Source organism: Micromonospora sp. NPDC002717 (assembly GCF_040295705.1).
In the GTDB taxonomy this organism is placed as follows: Bacteria; Actinomycetota; Actinomycetes; order Mycobacteriales; family Micromonosporaceae; genus Micromonospora.
In genome coordinates this window covers 205,837-221,019 of sequence record NZ_JBEOVW010000010.1, presented here as the reverse complement: position 1 = coordinate 221,019, position 15,183 = coordinate 205,837, and the positions used below count along the sequence as shown (strand labels likewise).

Annotated in this window: 16 protein-coding genes and 1 pseudogene; 7 read left to right on the top strand and 10 right to left on the bottom strand. The window is 74.6% G+C overall.

The features are described 5' to 3' along the window. Window positions 1-314: 314 nt before the first annotated feature. Window positions 315-1,013 (bottom strand): CBS domain-containing protein, encoded by a 699-nt coding sequence (locus ABT006_RS17720; RefSeq protein ID WP_350707577.1) that lies wholly within the window; start codon window positions 1,011-1,013, stop codon window positions 315-317. 214 nt (window positions 1,014-1,227) lie between these two features. Between ABT006_RS17720 and ABT006_RS17715 the strand changes: the two genes are divergently transcribed. Both ABT006_RS17715 and ABT006_RS17710 read left to right on the top strand, forming a co-directional pair. After that, complete coding sequence (locus tag ABT006_RS17715; protein WP_350707575.1) at window positions 1,228-1,800, top strand: hypothetical protein; 573 nt, start codon at window positions 1,228-1,230, stop codon at window positions 1,798-1,800. 241 nt (window positions 1,801-2,041) lie between these two features. After that, window positions 2,042-2,434, top strand: coding sequence for an FKBP-type peptidyl-prolyl cis-trans isomerase (locus ABT006_RS17710; RefSeq protein WP_350707573.1), 393 nt, complete (start codon window positions 2,042-2,044; stop codon window positions 2,432-2,434). 83 nt (window positions 2,435-2,517) lie between these two features. Here the strand turns inward: ABT006_RS17710 and ABT006_RS17705 are convergent, their stop codons facing one another. Continuing rightward, window positions 2,518-2,868: an STAS domain-containing protein gene (locus ABT006_RS17705; RefSeq protein WP_350707571.1), complete on the bottom strand. Its 351-nt coding sequence runs from the start codon at window positions 2,866-2,868 to the stop codon at window positions 2,518-2,520. Window positions 2,869-3,066: 198 nt separating this feature from the next. Here ABT006_RS17705 and ABT006_RS17700 point away from each other — a divergent pair. Beyond that, window positions 3,067-3,273: pseudogene (locus ABT006_RS17700) on the top strand (SMP-30/gluconolactonase/LRE family protein); the annotation flags it as partial. Between the two features lie 127 nt (window positions 3,274-3,400). Here ABT006_RS17700 and ABT006_RS17695 read toward each other — a convergent pair. The 5 genes from ABT006_RS17695 to pdhA all read right to left on the bottom strand — a co-directional run bounded on the left by ABT006_RS17695 (window position 3,401) and on the right by pdhA (window position 10,325). Continuing rightward, window positions 3,401-4,666, bottom strand: coding sequence for a L,D-transpeptidase (locus ABT006_RS17695; RefSeq protein WP_350707570.1), 1,266 nt, complete (start codon window positions 4,664-4,666; stop codon window positions 3,401-3,403). A gap of 320 nt (window positions 4,667-4,986) precedes the next feature. Further along, a complete protein-coding gene (locus tag ABT006_RS17690; protein WP_466024082.1) occupies window positions 4,987-6,651 on the bottom strand; it encodes a right-handed parallel beta-helix repeat-containing protein in 1,665 nt (554 codons plus the stop codon). A gap of 136 nt (window positions 6,652-6,787) precedes the next feature. Beyond that, window positions 6,788-8,146 carry a dihydrolipoamide acetyltransferase family protein gene (locus ABT006_RS17685; RefSeq protein ID WP_350707566.1) on the bottom strand — a complete coding sequence of 453 codons (1,359 nt, stop codon included), beginning with the start codon at window positions 8,144-8,146 and terminating at the stop codon, window positions 6,788-6,790. Then, window positions 8,143-9,159, bottom strand: coding sequence for an alpha-ketoacid dehydrogenase subunit beta (locus ABT006_RS17680; RefSeq protein WP_350707564.1), 1,017 nt, complete (start codon window positions 9,157-9,159; stop codon window positions 8,143-8,145). The genes ABT006_RS17685 and ABT006_RS17680 overlap by 4 nt, the downstream gene beginning before the upstream one ends. Beyond that, entirely contained in the window at window positions 9,159-10,325 is a 1,167-nt protein-coding gene (gene pdhA, locus ABT006_RS17675) for a pyruvate dehydrogenase (acetyl-transferring) E1 component subunit alpha (protein ID WP_350707562.1), read from the bottom strand. The genes ABT006_RS17680 and pdhA overlap by 1 nt, the downstream gene beginning before the upstream one ends. Window positions 10,326-10,430: 105 nt before the next feature. Here pdhA and ABT006_RS17670 point away from each other — a divergent pair, with 105 nt between their 5' ends. After that, window positions 10,431-10,937: an Lrp/AsnC family transcriptional regulator gene (locus ABT006_RS17670; RefSeq protein ID WP_350707560.1), complete on the top strand. Its 507-nt coding sequence runs from the start codon at window positions 10,431-10,433 to the stop codon at window positions 10,935-10,937. A gap of 107 nt (window positions 10,938-11,044) precedes the next feature. On the opposite strand, the gene ABT006_RS17665 is transcribed toward ABT006_RS17670, so the two are convergent. From ABT006_RS17665 to ABT006_RS17655, 3 genes are all read right to left on the bottom strand, one after another. Beyond that, window positions 11,045-12,016 (bottom strand): DNA polymerase domain-containing protein, encoded by a 972-nt coding sequence (locus tag ABT006_RS17665; protein WP_350707558.1) that lies wholly within the window; start codon window positions 12,014-12,016, stop codon window positions 11,045-11,047. 94 nt (window positions 12,017-12,110) lie between these two features. Beyond that, a complete protein-coding gene (locus ABT006_RS17660; protein ID WP_350707556.1) occupies window positions 12,111-12,437 on the bottom strand; it encodes a hypothetical protein in 327 nt (108 codons plus the stop codon). A gap of 131 nt (window positions 12,438-12,568) precedes the next feature. Continuing rightward, a complete protein-coding gene (locus ABT006_RS17655; protein WP_350707668.1) occupies window positions 12,569-12,799 on the bottom strand; it encodes a hypothetical protein in 231 nt (76 codons plus the stop codon). A gap of 120 nt (window positions 12,800-12,919) precedes the next feature. Between ABT006_RS17655 and ABT006_RS17650 the strand changes: the two genes are divergently transcribed. The 3 genes from ABT006_RS17650 (at window position 12,920) to ABT006_RS17640 (ending at window position 15,062) form a co-directional block, all read left to right on the top strand. Further along, the gene (locus ABT006_RS17650) at window positions 12,920-13,402 is read left to right on the top strand and encodes a hypothetical protein (RefSeq protein ID WP_350707554.1); all 483 of its coding nucleotides are present in this window, start codon (window positions 12,920-12,922) and stop codon (window positions 13,400-13,402) included. 75 nt (window positions 13,403-13,477) lie between these two features. Next, window positions 13,478-14,209 carry a histidine phosphatase family protein gene (locus ABT006_RS17645; protein ID WP_350707553.1) on the top strand — a complete coding sequence of 244 codons (732 nt, stop codon included), beginning with the start codon at window positions 13,478-13,480 and terminating at the stop codon, window positions 14,207-14,209. Further along, entirely contained in the window at window positions 14,193-15,062 is an 870-nt protein-coding gene (locus ABT006_RS17640) for an NAD(P)H-hydrate dehydratase (protein WP_350707551.1), read from the top strand. The genes ABT006_RS17645 and ABT006_RS17640 overlap by 17 nt, the downstream gene beginning before the upstream one ends. Window positions 15,063-15,183 lie beyond the last annotated feature (121 nt).

Below are 15,183 nucleotides of genomic sequence, written 5' to 3'. Positions count from 1 at the left end.
CCTCCGCATCCACGACGGGACAGGGCGGCTCCGCTCCTCGCGCGCCGCATGCCCGGCGGCTCCGGCGCGGGCGCGGTCCCCGCGGCGGGGCTCGGCGGCAGAGCCGCACCGCGCCCGCCCCCGAGCCTAGGCGAGCCGCCGACCGGCCGACGGCCGTCCGGGCAAGTCGGCGGGTGCCGGCCGGGCCCGGTCGCCGCTGCCTGGCGGCTCCCGGGCCTCAGGTGCCGGCTGCCGTCGGCCGGAGGGGAGCGCGGGCCCGGGCGGGCGGCACGCCGACGGGCCCCGCCCGGACGGCGGGGCCCGGGCGTCGCCGGTCAGGCCACCGGGGTGACCGGGCCGGCGTCCCGCTCGACGAGCGTGCGGTCGTCGACGTCGTACGCGATGGTGCTGGTCACCCGGACCACGCCGCTGACCTGCCCGGCCAGCCGCCCCGCCAGCTCGACCGCGCTGCGCCGGTCCAGCCGGCCGTCGAGCGTCACCTCACCGTCGCGCACCTTGACGGTGACCAGGCCGTCCCGCACCGCGAGCACCCGGCGCAGCACCTCCTGCACCACGTCCTCGCGGATCTCCGCGTCCGTACGCAGGTGCACCCGCAGCAGGTCGCCCCGGGTGACGATGCCGACGAGCCGGCCCAGATCGTCGAGCACCGGCAGCCGCTTCACCGACTCCCGGTCCAGTTGCCGCGCGGCGGCGGAGATGGTCGCCTCCGGCCAGGTGGTCACCGGCGGCGCGGTCATCAGTTCGCGGGCCAGCAGCGCGTCTGCCTTCTCCCGGGCGCTGCGGCGCCGCCGCCCCTCGAAGATCCGCCGCTCGTCCGGGTGCCCGGCCCGCTCCACCTTGTGCAGCAGATCCGACTCGGACACCACGCCGAGCACCCGGCGGAACCCGTCCACCACGGGCACGCCGCTGATGCCCCGCCGGACCAGCGCGTCGACGATCTCGCGGTAGGGGGTCTCCTCCCCCACCGTCGCGACGTCCCGCGTCATCACGTCGCCCACCTGCCACGTCCTCATCACGACCTCCCTGCCGTTGGCACCTGCGACGGTATGGCCGCGACCGCCCGCCGGGTCAGGGTCGCGGGACCGGGTCGGCACGGCCGGGTGGACCGGTGTGGAAGGGGTCCAAGGTCCCGGTCCGGCGGGGCCCGGTAGGCCCTGCCCGGCGGGCGTCGGCGGATGTCCAATGGAGATGCCACCGGGAAGCGCGGTGCGAGGTACACGAAGGGACGTGGAGACAATGACCGCGACCGAGCAGATCACCGCCAGGACCATCGCCCCAGCGGCGCAGCCCCGGCACCTCGCCGAGACCACCCGGGAGCGTGCCGCCCGGTACGTCTTCGCCGGCATCCGCATCGCCCTCGGCTGGACCTTCCTCTGGGCGTTCCTGGACAAGGTCTTCGGCCTGGGGCACGCGACCGAGGCGAAGAACGCCTGGATCAACGGCGGCAGCCCCACCAAGGGCTTCCTGACCTTCGGCGCGGCCGGCCCCTTCAAGGGCTTCTACAACGGCATCGCCGGGGCCGCCTGGGCGGACGTGCTCTTCATGACCGGCCTGGCCGCGATCGGCGTGGCGCTGCTGCTCGGCATCGGAATGCGCGTCGCCGCCGTCGCCGGCGTGGTGCTCTACGTGATGATGTGGACGGTCGTCCTGCCCCCCGAGAACAACCCCTTCCTCGACGACCACCTGCTCAACGCGGCCCTGCTGGTCGGTCTCGCGCTCGTCAACGCCGGCGCCACCCTGGGCCTGGGCGCGGCCTGGGCGAAGCTCCCCCTCGTCCGGCGGCTCCCCTGGCTCCGCTGACCTGGTCCGGCACCTCACCCCCAGCGGGCGTCACCACCGGTGACGCCCGCCGGTCCGTGCGTACGCCCAACTCGTCGCGCCTGGCCGGACCCGGCTCTCCCGCCCGACGGCGCCGAGGGCTCGCACATCGCCGACACGTCGACGCACGCGAGCCGCTCCCGGGACCGCCGCGCGCCGACCGGCCGCCATCCGGCAGGATGGTGACCGGGACATCAGGACCGAAACGGCAGGAGACTCCCGTATGAACCAGGCAGCAGGTGCCCGCTCCGGCAAGCCCGAGGTGGGCCCGATCGAGGGCGCGCCGCCCGCCGATCTCGTCATCGAGGACATCACCGTCGGCGAGGGGCCGGAGGCCCAGCCAGGGCAGCTGGCCGACGTCCACTACGTGGGGGTGGCGCACTCCACCGGCCGCGAGTTCGACTCCTCCTGGAACCGGGGCGAGACGTTCCAGTTCGGGCTCGGCGCCGGGCAGGTCATCGCCGGCTGGGACCAGGGCGTGGTGGGCATGCGGGTCGGCGGCCGGCGCCGGCTGACCATCCCGCCGCACCTGGGCTACGGCAACCGGGGCGCCGGTGGCGTCATCAAGCCGGGCGAGACCCTGGTCTTCGTCGTCGACCTGGTCGGCGTCCGCTGAGCCGTTGAGCACGGGCCCGGGTGTCGACCCGCCCACGCGCGGTCGGCCCCCGGGCGCACACGCACCCGATCGGTCGGGGGTGGTCAGCAGGCGACGAGCTCCCGGTCGGCGCACGAGTCGACGATCGGGATGACCCGGTGCAGGCCGGTGGCCCGCAACACCCGCGCGACCACCGGGTCGGGGTGCAGCAGCACCAACTCACCGCCCCGGGCGCGGATGCGCAGGTGCGCGGCAACGAGCGCCCGCACCCCCGCGGCGGAGAGCACGCGGACGCCCGAAAGATCCAGCCGGAGCACCGGCCGGGCGGGGGCCGCCCAGAGCGCGGAGCGGAACGCGGCGACCGTGGCGATGTCGACCTCGCCGATCGCCCGCACGTCCACCGCGTAATCGTCCACGCTGACCTCGACGTGGAACCTGTCCTCACGCTGCCCCATGCCGACGAATCTAGCCCCCACCACCGACATTTCCGCCCTGCCCAGGGACGGGATCCGGGTCCACCCAGGGTCACCCCCGAGGGACTCCCTGATCCTCCTCAGGGAGGAGGACCGCGCCACCGCGATGATCCCCAGCCCACCCGCGCCGCCCGGCGTCGAGAGCCGGCGGGTACCACACCGGCGGGCGGGAACGGGCCGATGGTCGCTCCTCCGCGTCCCCGCGCGCCGTGGCTGATCCGTCCCGTCCGTGAGCCCGCCACCCTCCCGCCCCCGCTCGACGGGCCGTGGTCCCCCACCGACCGCCGGCTCGACGCCGCCGAACTGCTGCCCCGGCCCGACGGCGTCGCCGGCCCGGAGGACGTGGTCGTCGACCCGTCCGGGCGGGTGGTCAGCGGGACCGAGGACGGCCGGCTCTGGTGGTGGCCGGTGGACGCGCCGCCGGGCACCCGGCCCCGGCCGCTCGCCGAGACCGGCAGGTCGTGGGACCGGCCCGCCTGGCGGCGGACCGGTCCCCCGTGTGCGTACGGCCGGGTCAGCCGCCGCGGACGGACGGCGCCGGCACCGGCGAGCCCCCGGCCACGGCGCCCGGGTGCGGGGCCTGCGACGGGGCCGGCCGGAGCCCGGCCGGCACCGGCAGCGCGCTGCCCTTGGCGAACTCGTCCCAGCCGACGTTCCACGCGGTCCAGCCGTTGCCCTCGTTCAACCCGACCTCGGTGCCCTTGATGGTGACCAGGTCGCCGACCTGCGTGACGCCCATCAGCCAGTCCGCGGCCTCGTTGGAGACGTTGGTGCAGCCGTGCGAGACGTTGGTGTTGCCCTGGTCCCCCACCGACCACGGCGCCGCGTGGATGAACTCACCGCCCCAGGTGAGGCGCTGGGCGTCCTCGACGTCGACCACGTAGGGGTCGGCCGAACCCCGGGTGTCGAACGTCGTGTTCTCGTGCTTCTCCATGATCACCATCTTGCCGCTGGAGGTCGGCGTGCTCGGCTTGCCCATGCTGACCGGGATCTTGCGGACGACCTTGCCGTCGCGCACCACGGACATCTGCTTGGTCGCGTTGTCGATCTCCAGAGCCACCTGCCGGCCGATCTTGGAGGTGGCGGTCCGGTCGGAGTCGCCGACCCGGTCCTTGCCGATCGGCAGACCCTCCAGACCGGCCCGGACGCTGATCGTGGTGCCCGGGCGCCAGAAATCGGGGGCCCGGTAATAGACCTGGCTGCCGTCGGACACCCACGACCAGGTGCCCGGCTGCGGCGGGTCGGTCTTCACGAACAATCGGCGCTGCACGTCCGCCCTGGCCTCTTTCGGAATGGGCGGGTCGAAGGCGACGGTCACCGGCATGGCGGTGCCGTACGTCCGGTTGCCGGCGAAATACAACGTGCTGGTGATTTCCGGCTTCGACGATTTCGGCATCGTGGTGAAGGTGGTCTTCCGGGTGGTGGTCTTCCCCGAGTCACCCGTGGCGGTCACCTCCGCGGTGTAGGTGCGCCGCGGCTGCAACGGCTTGCTCGGCACCCAGCCCGAGCCGTCCTCCCGGGGCTCCGCCTTGATCTCCGCGCCCTTGTCGTCGGTGATCCGGACCGACGTGACCCGTCCACCCTTGACGACGGTCCCCACCTCGGCGCTGACCGGCACCTCGCGGGCGCGGTCGGCGGGCGTCACGGCCAGCTCCGGGGCCGTCGCCCGGCCCTCGGCCGACCCGGCACCCGGCTTGCGGTCGGCGGTGCACCCGCCGAGGGCCAACGGCGTGGCCGCGATGGTCACGGCCAGAACCGTCAGTCGCCGCCTCAACTTCATGATGCGTCCCCCCGTTAATTGGCGTCCTCCGCCACATTCTCTCCATACCGCCCGGACGGGCGCGCAATTTTCGACGAAAAGGGAAAAGCAATTATGGGGCGCATTTGCCGGACTGCGCGGAATGGGTCCGGGTGCCCCCGTTTCCGGGTCCGTCCGGGATCGCCCGGACCGGCACCGCCGGAGCCCGGCCATGCCGCCGTGTCCCGGTTGCGCCGCCCCGCGCCGTTCCCGCCCGACCCGCCCCCGGTGCCCCGCCCCGGCCTCGTGGCGGCGGCGACGGCAACGGCCGGGCGGGCCCCGGCCACCCGCGTGGCGCCGGCTCAGGTCCAGTCGTCGTCGCCGTGGTTGCGTTCCCACCGGCCGCCGACGGGCGGGGTATCCATGCGGATGGCGGAGTCGGCGTTGCCGGCGAGGTCGTTGTCCTCCACCCGGCAGTCCACGCAACTGCCCTCGTCGGTGATCCAGAGGCCGTGGTTCTGGGTGCTCGGGTTCTTGTTGTCCCAGATCCGGTTGCCCCGGATGGTGGCCGAGTCGACCGCCGCGTTGATCGTGATGCCGGCCCGCACCGGCGGGCCGGCCGGCAGCTCGTACGGCGTTCCCGGCAGCGGCGTGCCCCCGCTCCACCCGCTGGAGGCGTCGGGGCGGATCGGCGCGAGCGTCAGCTCGTTGTCGTCGTTGGCGGCAACCGTGGCGATCCCGTCGCCGACGCGCACCACCTTGCCCCGGTGACCGTCGTTCGGCCAGGTCGCCCGCCGGTCCACCACCTTCCGCTCGCTGTAGCGCACCGAGTCGCCGCGCCCACTCATCGCCGGCGCGCACTGCCGCCCGTTGTTGCGGATCCGGTTGCCCACCACGATCATGTCGCGGAGCGGGCGGTCGATGCGGATGGCGTCGGCACTGTTGCCGTAGAAGTCGTTGCTCTCGATGACGATCTCCTCGGCGATCTGCTCCTCCGCGCCGCCGAGGTTGCGCTGGTGGTAGCCGTACCGGCCGTTGCCGCTGATCCGGTTGCCGCGGATCGTGTACGGCCCGGGGGTGTTGCCGATGCTGACCCCGTCGCCCAGGTTGCCGTCGATCACGCAGTCCGTGAGGATGCCGGCCCGCCCGGCGGTGTGCGTGGTGCCCTTCGCCGAGACGTGGAAGCCCGCCTCCAGGTTGCCGGTCATCGTGCAGGCGGAGACGATCAGGCCGTTCGCGCCCCAGTCAGAGATGCCGAACCGGTTGCCCTGGGCGTGGCAGCCGATGATCCGCACCCCGCGCGGGCGCAGGTGGCTCGCCTCCTGCAACTCCAGGAAGATCCCGTTGGTCGCGTTGTCCACCGCGCTGCAGTTGACGATGTTGAACCGTTCGACGCTGCCCCAGCCGCCGATGCCGACGCCGACGCCCGCGCCGCCCATCTGGGTGCCGTTGTCCAGCCGCCCGCAGCCGACCACCAGCACCCCGTCGATCAGGCAGTCCTGGAGGAAGTCGCAGCCCAGGCCCGTGGCGGCGGTGTGGTGGATGTACAGGTTGCGGAACACACCCCGGACGACGTACTGCAGGCCGAGACCCTTGGCCAGCGGGTTGTAGTCCGCCGACGCCACGCCCGAGCCGTCGATCTCGAAGTCGGCGAAGGTGCAGTCGGCCAGGTGGCGGTCAGGGCCGGCCCCGTGCTGCTGCACGGTGTGGAAGGCCAGCGGGGCCGGGTCGGCCCGGTTGCCGGCGTTGCTGAGCACGAAGCGGGTCGCCCCCGGGCCGGCGCCGATCAGCGACACCCCGGAGCGCCAGACCGTGCCCGAGTCCCGCATCGAGTACACCCCGGGCGGGCAGTAGATGATCCGGACCCGGCCGTCGGCGGCGTGCGCGTCGCCGAGGCGGTCCACCAGCGCCGCCAGGGCCGGCTGGTCGTTGGTCGCGCCGTCGCCCACCAGGCCGTGCTCCCGGGCGTCGCAGAGCAGCGGGGCGCCGGCGACCGCGTAGCGGCGCACGCCGCCGGCGGAGGACATGTCCGGGTACGCCACCTCGTCCTCCCCTCGGCGGGACAGCCAGGCCCGTATTCCCGGCCCGCTTTCGGGGAAACGCCCGCCGCGACGGCGACGGCCCCGGCACCGCCGGAGGCGGAACCGGGGCCGTCGCGGCGGGTCAGACGTTGGCGATCAGCAGCGCCGGCTGCTCGACGCAGTCGGCGACGTGCCGCAGGAAACCCCCCGCCACCCCGCCGTCGCAGACCCGGTGGTCGAAGGTCAGGCTGAGCTGGGTCACCTTCCGCACCGCGAGCTGCCCGTCCACCACCCACGGCTTGTCCACGATCCGCCCCACCCCGAGCAGCGCCGCCTCGGGGTGGTTGATGATCGGCGTGGAGCCGTCGACGCCGAAGACGCCGTAGTTGTTCAGCGTGAACGTGCCGCCGGTGAGCCGGGCCGGGGGCAGCGTGCCGGCCCGGGCCGCCGCGGTGGTCGCGGTCAGCTCGGCGGCCAGCTCGGCGGTGGTGAGCCGCTGCGCGTCCCGCAGCACCGGCACGACCAGCCCCCGGTCGGTCTGGGCGGCGATGCCCAGGTGCACCCCGGCGGACTGGACGATGCGCTGGCCCTCGGTGTCGACGCGGGCGTTGAGCTGCGGGAACCGGCGCAGCCCGGACAGGCAGATCCGGGCGAGCAGGGCCAGGATGCTCACCGGCGCGTCCGGGGTCGCCGCGTTGATCGCGGCCCGGGTCGCCAGGAGCCCGGTGGCGTCGACGTCCACCCAGATGGTCACCTCGGGGATCTCCCGCCGGCTGCGGGAGAGCTTGTCGGCGATCGCCTTGCGGATGCCGGTCAGCGGGACGACCACGTCCGCCGCGTCCGGCGCGTCCGGCTGGTCCGGCACCGCGGCGAGCCGGGCGGCCGGCGAGGCGGCCTCGGCCACGGCGGCCTCCACGTCGGCGCGGCGCACCACCCCGCCGGGGCCGGTGCCGCGCAGCGCGGCCAGGTCGAGGCCGTGCTCGCGGGCCAGCCGGCGCACGATCGGCGAGATGACCAGGGGCGCCGCGTCGCGTGGGCGGTCCGCCGCCACCGCCGGGGCGGCGGGCGCCGCCAGCGGCTCGGCCGGGCGGTGGTCGGGGGCGACCGCGGGGCGGGGCCGGCGACGCCGCCGCCCCGAGCCGCCGTGGCCGGTGCCGTACCCGATCAGGACGTTGCCGGAGCCGGCGCGCTCCTCCTCGCGGTAGGTGGCGTGCCCGGCGGGCTCGTCGCCGGCCCCGCCGTCGCCGTCCACCGGCGCGATGGTGACCAGCGGCTGGCCGACCGGGCGGACCTCACCCGCCGCGCCGTGCAGCGCGACGACCCGCCCGGCGTACGGGCAGGGCACGTCGACGACGGCCTTGGCGGTCTCCACCTCGACGACGGTCTGGTCCACCGTGACCACGTCGCCCACGGCGACCCGCCACTCGACGATCTCGGCCTCGCTCAGCCCCTCCCCCAGGTCGGGCAGGAGGAAGACCTGCGCCCCGTCCACGGTGGTCACGCCGCGCTCCCCCGGGTCAGCCAGCGCCCGTCCGGCTGGTCGTCCCACTGGAGTCGGGCCACCGTGTCGAGGATCCGGTCCACCGACGGCAGGTGGGTGTGCTCCAGCATCGGCGCCGGGTACGGGATGTCCAGGCCGGACACCCGCAGCACCGGAGCGTGCAGGGCGTGGAAGCAGCGTTCCTGCACCCGGGCGGCGATCTCGGCGCCGACCCCGGCGAAGCCCTGCGCCTCCTGGATCACCACGCACCGGCCGGTGCGGCGGACCGAGGCGGTGACGGTCTCGTCGTCGAACGGCACGATGCTGCGCACGTCCACCACCTCCAGGTCCCAGCCCTCCTCGCGGGCGGCCTCGGCGGCCTCCAGCGCGACCGGCACCGCCGGCCCGTACGCGACGAGGGTGGCGTCGCGGCCCGGGCGGCGCACGACCGCGCGGCCGATCGGCGCGGTGGTCGCGGGTAGCTCCGCGTCGGCGCTGGAGAAGTAGAGCTTCTTCGGCTCCATGAACACGACCGGGTCGGGGTCGTCGATCGCCTGACGCAGCAACGAGTACGCGTCCTCGACCGTCGCCGGGGTGACCACCTTCAGGCCGGGGGTGTGGGCGTAGTACGCCTCGCTGGAGTCGCAGTGGTGCTCGACCCCGCCGATGCCTCCGGCGTACGGCACCCGGATGACGATCGGCACGCTGAGCGCGCCACGGGTGCGGTTGCGCAGCTTCGCCACGTGCGAGGCGATCTGCTCGAACGCCGGGTACGCGAACGCGTCGAACTGCATCTCGACCACCGGGCGCAGCCCGGACATGGCCAGCCCGACGGCGAAGCCGACGATGCCGGCCTCGGCGAGCGGGGTGTCGAAGCAGCGCTTGTCGCCGAACCGGGCCTGGAGGCCGTCGGTGATCCGGAAGACGCCGCCGAGCGCGCCGACGTCCTCGCCGAAGACGACCACCCGGTCGTCGTCGAGCATCGCGTCGGCGAGCGCGGCGTTGAGCGCCTTCGCCATGGTCAGGGTGGCCATCAGCGCTCACCCTCCTCGTCTGCGGCGGCGGCCAGCTCGGCGCGGACCTGCTCGCGCTGCTCGACCAACTGCGGGGTGGGCTCGGCGTAGACGTGCGCGAAGAGGCTCATCGGGTCGACCGTCGGCTGCGCGTTCATCCGGGTGCGCAGGTCGGCGGCGTACGCCTCGGCCTCCTCGGCGATCGCGGCGACGCGCGCGTCGTCGAGCACGTCCCGCGCCCGCAGGTACGTCTCCAGGCGGGCGACCGGGTCCCGGTCCCGCCAGGCGTCGACCTCGGCGCCGTCGCGGTAGCGGGTGGCGTCGTCGGCGTTGGTGTGCGGCTCCATCCGGTAGGTGTGCGCCTCGACGAGGAACGGCCCCTTGCCGGAGCGGGCGTGCGCGACCGCGCGGGTGAGCACCGCGAGGACGGCCACCGGGTCGTTGCCGTCGACCTGCTCGCTGGGCACGCCGTAGCCGACGCCCTTGTACGCCAGCGACGGGGCGGCGGTCTGCCGGGACAGCGGGACGCTGATGGCGTACTTGTTGTTCTGCACGAAGTAGACGACCGGCGCCTTGAACACGGCGGCGAAGTTCACGCCCTCGTGGAAGTCGCCCTCGCTGGTGGCCCCGTCGCCGATGAAGGCCAGCGCGACGGTGTCCCGCCCCTGGTACGCCTCGCCGTAGGCCAGCCCGGCGGCGTGCACGCACTGGGTCGCCAGCGGGGTGCACTGCGGGGCGGTACGGCGGGCGGCGGGGTCGTACCCGCAGTGCCAGTCGCCGCGCAGCAGGGTCAGCACCTCGACCGGGTCGATGCCCCGGGAGACCAGCGCCATCGACTCGCGGTAGGTCGGGAAGACCCAGTCGTCCTCGCGCAGGGCGAGGATCGCGCCGACCTGGCAGGCCTCCTGGCCGCGCGAGGACGGGTAGACCGCCAGCCGGCCCTGCTTGGTCAGGGCGGTGGCCTGGATGTCGAAGCGGCGGCCGATGACCATCCGCCGGTACATGTCGGCGAGCGCCTCGACGGGCGGCTCGGGGTAGTCGGCGTGGGCGGGCAGCGGCGTGCCGGCGGGATCGAGCAGACGGACCGGCTCGGTGGCCGGCAGCAGCGGCTTGGCCGGGTCGGGCGGGGTGGCCGCCCGACGCCTGCGCGGGGATGCCCTGCGGACCGCCTCGGGTGTGGTCGTCACGGCGGGACCTCCTGGGACGTGTGGTGGGCCTATGCTCCTGCCGTCGGATGATTGACTCAAGATCCATGACAAACGCGGGACGGATGGCATACGGGAGGCATCAACATGAGCCAGGAGTCCGGGCCGAGTGCGGAGTGGGCCGCCGGAACGGGACGTTCGGCCCGGCCCCTGGACGAGGTCGACCGGCGGATCCTCGACGAACTGGTCCGCGACGGCCGCACCTCCGTGCGCACCCTCGCCGAGCGGATCCACATCTCCCGCACCAACGCGTACGCGCGGGTGGAGCGGCTGCTGCGCGACGGGGTGATCACCGGTTTCCGGGCCCAGGTCGCGCCCGAGGCGGCGGGGCTGGGCACCTCGGCGTACGTCGCGCTCAAGATCGAGCAGAACACCTGGCGGGAGGTGTCGGCGGAGCTGGCCCGGGTGCGCTACATCGAGCACGCCGCGCTGCTCGGTGGCGACCACGACGTGCTGGCCCTGGTCCGGGCGCCGGACAACGCCACGCTGCGGGACGTGGTGCTGGGCCGGGTGCAGAGCATCGCCGGGGTGCTGTCCACCCGCACCTGGCTGGTCTTCGACGAGTTCGACGGCGACCGCAGCCCGTGGGAGTGAGCCGCGCCGGGGCGGCCGGCAGGCGCACCGCTCCGGGGCCCGCCGGCCGGGCCCGCGGCGGCCCGCAGGCCCGGCACTCCGGCCGCGGTCCGCCGTGGCCGGCGGGCTCAGCGCTCCGGCGGGGCCTCCAGCCCCTCCCGGTCGGCCAACTCCAGCAGCGGTTCGAGCGAGAAGCGCCGGTCGTCGAGGCCCGCGTGCGGGTCGCCACGCTCGGCGAACCGGGCCGGCATCGTGGTGACGTCGAAGTCCTCCGGCCGCGCGTCGTCCAGCTCCGACCAGTCCAGGGGCGCGGAGACCAGCGCCTGCGGGGTGGGGCGGATGGAGTACGCCGAGGCCATCGTGTGGTCCCGGGACATCTGGTTGTAGTCGACGAAGACCGGGCGGTCCCGCTGCTCCCGCCACCAGGTGGTGGTGACCAGCTCCGGCAGCCGGCGCTGCATCTCCCGGCCCAGCGCCAGCACCGCCCGCCGGCACTCGCCGAAGCTCCACCGGGGCTCGATCGACAGGTAGACGTGCAGGCCCCGCCCGCCGGTGGTCTTCGGATAGCCCGTCAGCCCCAACTCGTCGAGGAACGCGCGCACCTCGTGGGCCACCGGCACCACCTGGTCGAAGCCCACCCCCGGCATCGGGTCGAGGTCGATGCGGAGCTGGTCGGGCCGCTCGACGTCGGCGGCGGAGACCGGCCACGGGTGGAACCGCAGCGTGCCGAGGTTCGCCGCCCAGATCACCACGGCCAGCTCGCTCGGCGCGACCTCGTCGGCCGTACGCCCGCTCGGGAAGGTGATGTGGGCGGTGCGCACCCACTCGGGCGCCCCCGCCGGGAGCCGCTTCTGGTAGAAGGCGTCGCCCCGGTTGTCCTGCCGGGTGGCGATCTTCGCCCCCGGGAAGACGCCGCGCGGCCACCGCTCCAACATGGTCGGCCGGTCCCGCAGGGCGCGCAGAACGCCGTCGCCGACGGCCAGGAAATACCGCACCACGTCCAGCTTGGTCAGCCCCAGCTCGGGGAAGTACGGCTTGTCGGGGCTGGAGACGCGGACCAGCCGCTCCCCCACCTTGATCTCCTCGGCCGGCGTCGCCACGCCCCACACCGTAACCCGGCGGGCCGGTCGGCACGGCCCGTCGCGGCCCCCGGCGAAGCGCCTCCGACACGGCCGGCGGCCGTCGGGCCCGGTCTCAGGCGATCAGCATGATGCCCACGGCCATGAGCGGCAGACCGACGAACAGGAAGATCCCGATCCCGGTGAGCACCCGCCCCTCGCCGGCGGCCTCGCGCTCGGGCGCCACGCCGAAGGTGGCGCGCGCCCCCATCATGCCGATCCGGCTCAGGGTGAGGTCGCCGGTGATCCCGAGCAGCCCACCGACCACCACGAGGGCGATGCCGAAGCGGTAGACGAAGTCGCCGCCGCCCAGGGCGACCCAGACCCCGGCGGCGGCCGCGACCACGACGAGCGCGATCACGAACAGCACCAGTGCTTCCCGCAGACCCCTGACAACCGTCATCGCGGCTCCATCCCGTGCGACCCGGATGGACATTCTGCCGGTCGGCGGCCGTCCGCGCTGCCCCGTGCGCCGGGCGTACGCGAGGTGGCCGGGCGGCCCGTCTCCGGCCGCCCGGCCACCTCGGGCCGAACTCAGCTCATCTCCTCCTGGAGGCGTGACATGAGCATCTTCTTGCCCTGCTCACCCGCCTTGCGGTTGTTCTCCTGCATCTTCCGGAACCAGGTGGCCAGTTCCGTGTCGCCCCGCGAATCCGCGTCGGCGATGTAGGTGTCCAGTTTCCAGATGTGCTGCAACGACATCTGCAGGACGTGGATCAGGTCGTAGTTCTGGTCCTTGACCGGGCTGATCATTTCCTTGGTCATGGTCGCCACGGACGTACCTCCCCATCTCGCTCTCGCTGTTCGGTGGCAGCAGCGCTTACCCGGCCTGGTCCCGTTCACGCCCGGCGGCGGGGCTACGATGCCGGGCGGAGGGGGGCGTTCGTGCGCGGACGGACGGGGTACGCGTCGCTGGTGCTGGCGCTGGTGCTCGTCGCCGCCGGCTGCGGGGGCGAGCCACCGCCCACCGCCGCCGCCGCCGACGTCACCGGTGTCTGGTGCGGCCCGGAACGGGACGTGCTCACCCTCGATGCGGCCGGCGGGTTCACCGTCACCGACGTCTCCGCCTCGCTGATCGACGAGGTCTTGCACGACGAGGACTTCGTGCCGGGCTACCGGCGGGAGACCGAGCACGCGGGCGCGGTGCCGCGGCACGGCGCCGGCCGGTGGCGCGTCTTCGTGGACCGCGGCGACATGTTCCAGGCCCGGCGCGACCACGTCGTGCTCGACTGGGCGACCTTCGAGTCGATCAAGGTGGACGAGGAGCTGGAGCTGACGCTCGCCGGGGAGGGCGCGGGCCTGGTGCTCGGCATCGAGCGCGTCGAGTCGGGCTTCACCACCCTCTTCTCCCGCTGCCCAGCGGCCTGAACGTCCCGCCGCCCGCCGCCACGGCGGGCGGCGGGGGGCGGTTATCCGGGGCGGGCCTCGGGTAGGGGGTGCCGCATGGCGGAACTGGCAGCGCTCTGGATCGTCCGGCACGGCGAGAGCACGGCGAACGTGGCAGCCACCGCGGCCGAGGCGTCCGGCGCCGAGCTGATCGACCTGACCCACCGGGACGCGGACGTGCCGCTGAGCCCGACCGGGGAGGAGCAGGCCCGAGCCACCGCGCGCTGGTTGGCCGGGCTGCCCGAGGCCCGCCGGCCCGACGTCGCGGTGGTGTCGCCGTACCTGCGGGCCGTGCAGACCGCCGAGTTGGCCCTGGCCGGCACCGGGATCCCGCTCACCCGCGACGAGCGGCTGCGCGACCGGGAACTCGGCATCCTGGACGGGCTGACCGGGTACGGGGCGCGCCGGCGCCACCCGGAGGAGGCGGCGCGCCGGGACCGGCTCGGCAAGTTCTACTACCGGCCGCCGGGCGGCGAGTCCTGGACGGACGTGGCGCTGCGCCTGCGCGCCCTCCTCGGCGACCTGCGCCGCGACCACGAGGGCCGGCGGGCGCTGCTGTTCGGCCACGACGCCCTGGTCTTCCTGACCCGGTACCTGGTGGAGGGGCTCACCGAGGCGGAGCTGATGGCGCTGACCCGGGAGCACGTCATCGCCAACTGCTCGATCACCGGCTGGTCCGCCGGGGCTCACGGCCGGCTGAGCCCGGACGTGTTCAACGACGTCGGCCACCTGCGGGCCCAGGGCGCCCGGCCGACCAGGGAGGACGAGGTCCATGCCGAACCGGTCTGAGACCCTGGTGATCACCCCCAGGCTGCTACGGGACTGGGCGCTGCCGATGCCGACCGGGGGCAAGGAGGCCCGGGGCACGGTGCTGGTGGTCGGCGGCTCCCGGTTCACCCCCGGGGCGGTGCTGCTCGCCGGCGTGGCCGCGCTGCGGGCCGGGGCCGGGGTGCTCCAACTCGCCGCCGCCGAGTCCACCGCCGCCGCGCTGAGCATCCAGGTGCCCGAGGCGCTGGTGGTGGGCCTGCCCGAGACCGCCGACGGCGCGGTGGCGGGCGGGCCCGGCGAGCTGCTGGGCGACCTGGTGGCCGAGGCGGACGTGGTCGCCCTCGGCCCCGGCCTGAAGGACATCGACGAGACGGCGGCGCTGCTGCGCCTGGTGCTCGACGCGGCCGCCCGGGAGACGGCGCTGGTGCTCGACGCGTACGCCCTGGGTGCGCTCAGCCACGCCCCGGACCCGCTGGTCGGGTCCGGACGGCCGGTGGTGCTCACCCCCAACCTCACCGAGGCGCGGCACCTGCTGGGCCGGGACCCCGGCGACGACCTGGACGCCGAGGCCATCGAGCTGGCCGGCCGGTACGACGCCGTGGTCTCGCTCTACGGCCATGTCTCCACACCCGACGGGCGGAGCTGGCGGGAGGAGAGCGGCGACGCGGGGCTCGGCACGTCCGGCAGCGGGGACGTCCGCGCCGGACTGCTGGCCGGGCTGCTGTCCCGGGGCGCCGAGCCGGCGCAGGCCGCGTGCTGGGCGGCGTTCGCCCACGCGGTGAGCGGCCAGCGGCTGGTGCCGCGGTTCGGCCGGATCGGGTTCCTCGCCCGGGAGCTGCTCGACGAGATTCCCCACACCCTCGCCACCGTCTGACACTTCCTTGTCTGACCGAACGGCTGTGTGTAACGCCACATCCGGCTCCTACGCTGTGGGTCGGAGGAGGGCACCCCCGCCCGCCTCCCGCCGGCCGCTCCCTGCCAGGGGGCGTGCCCGG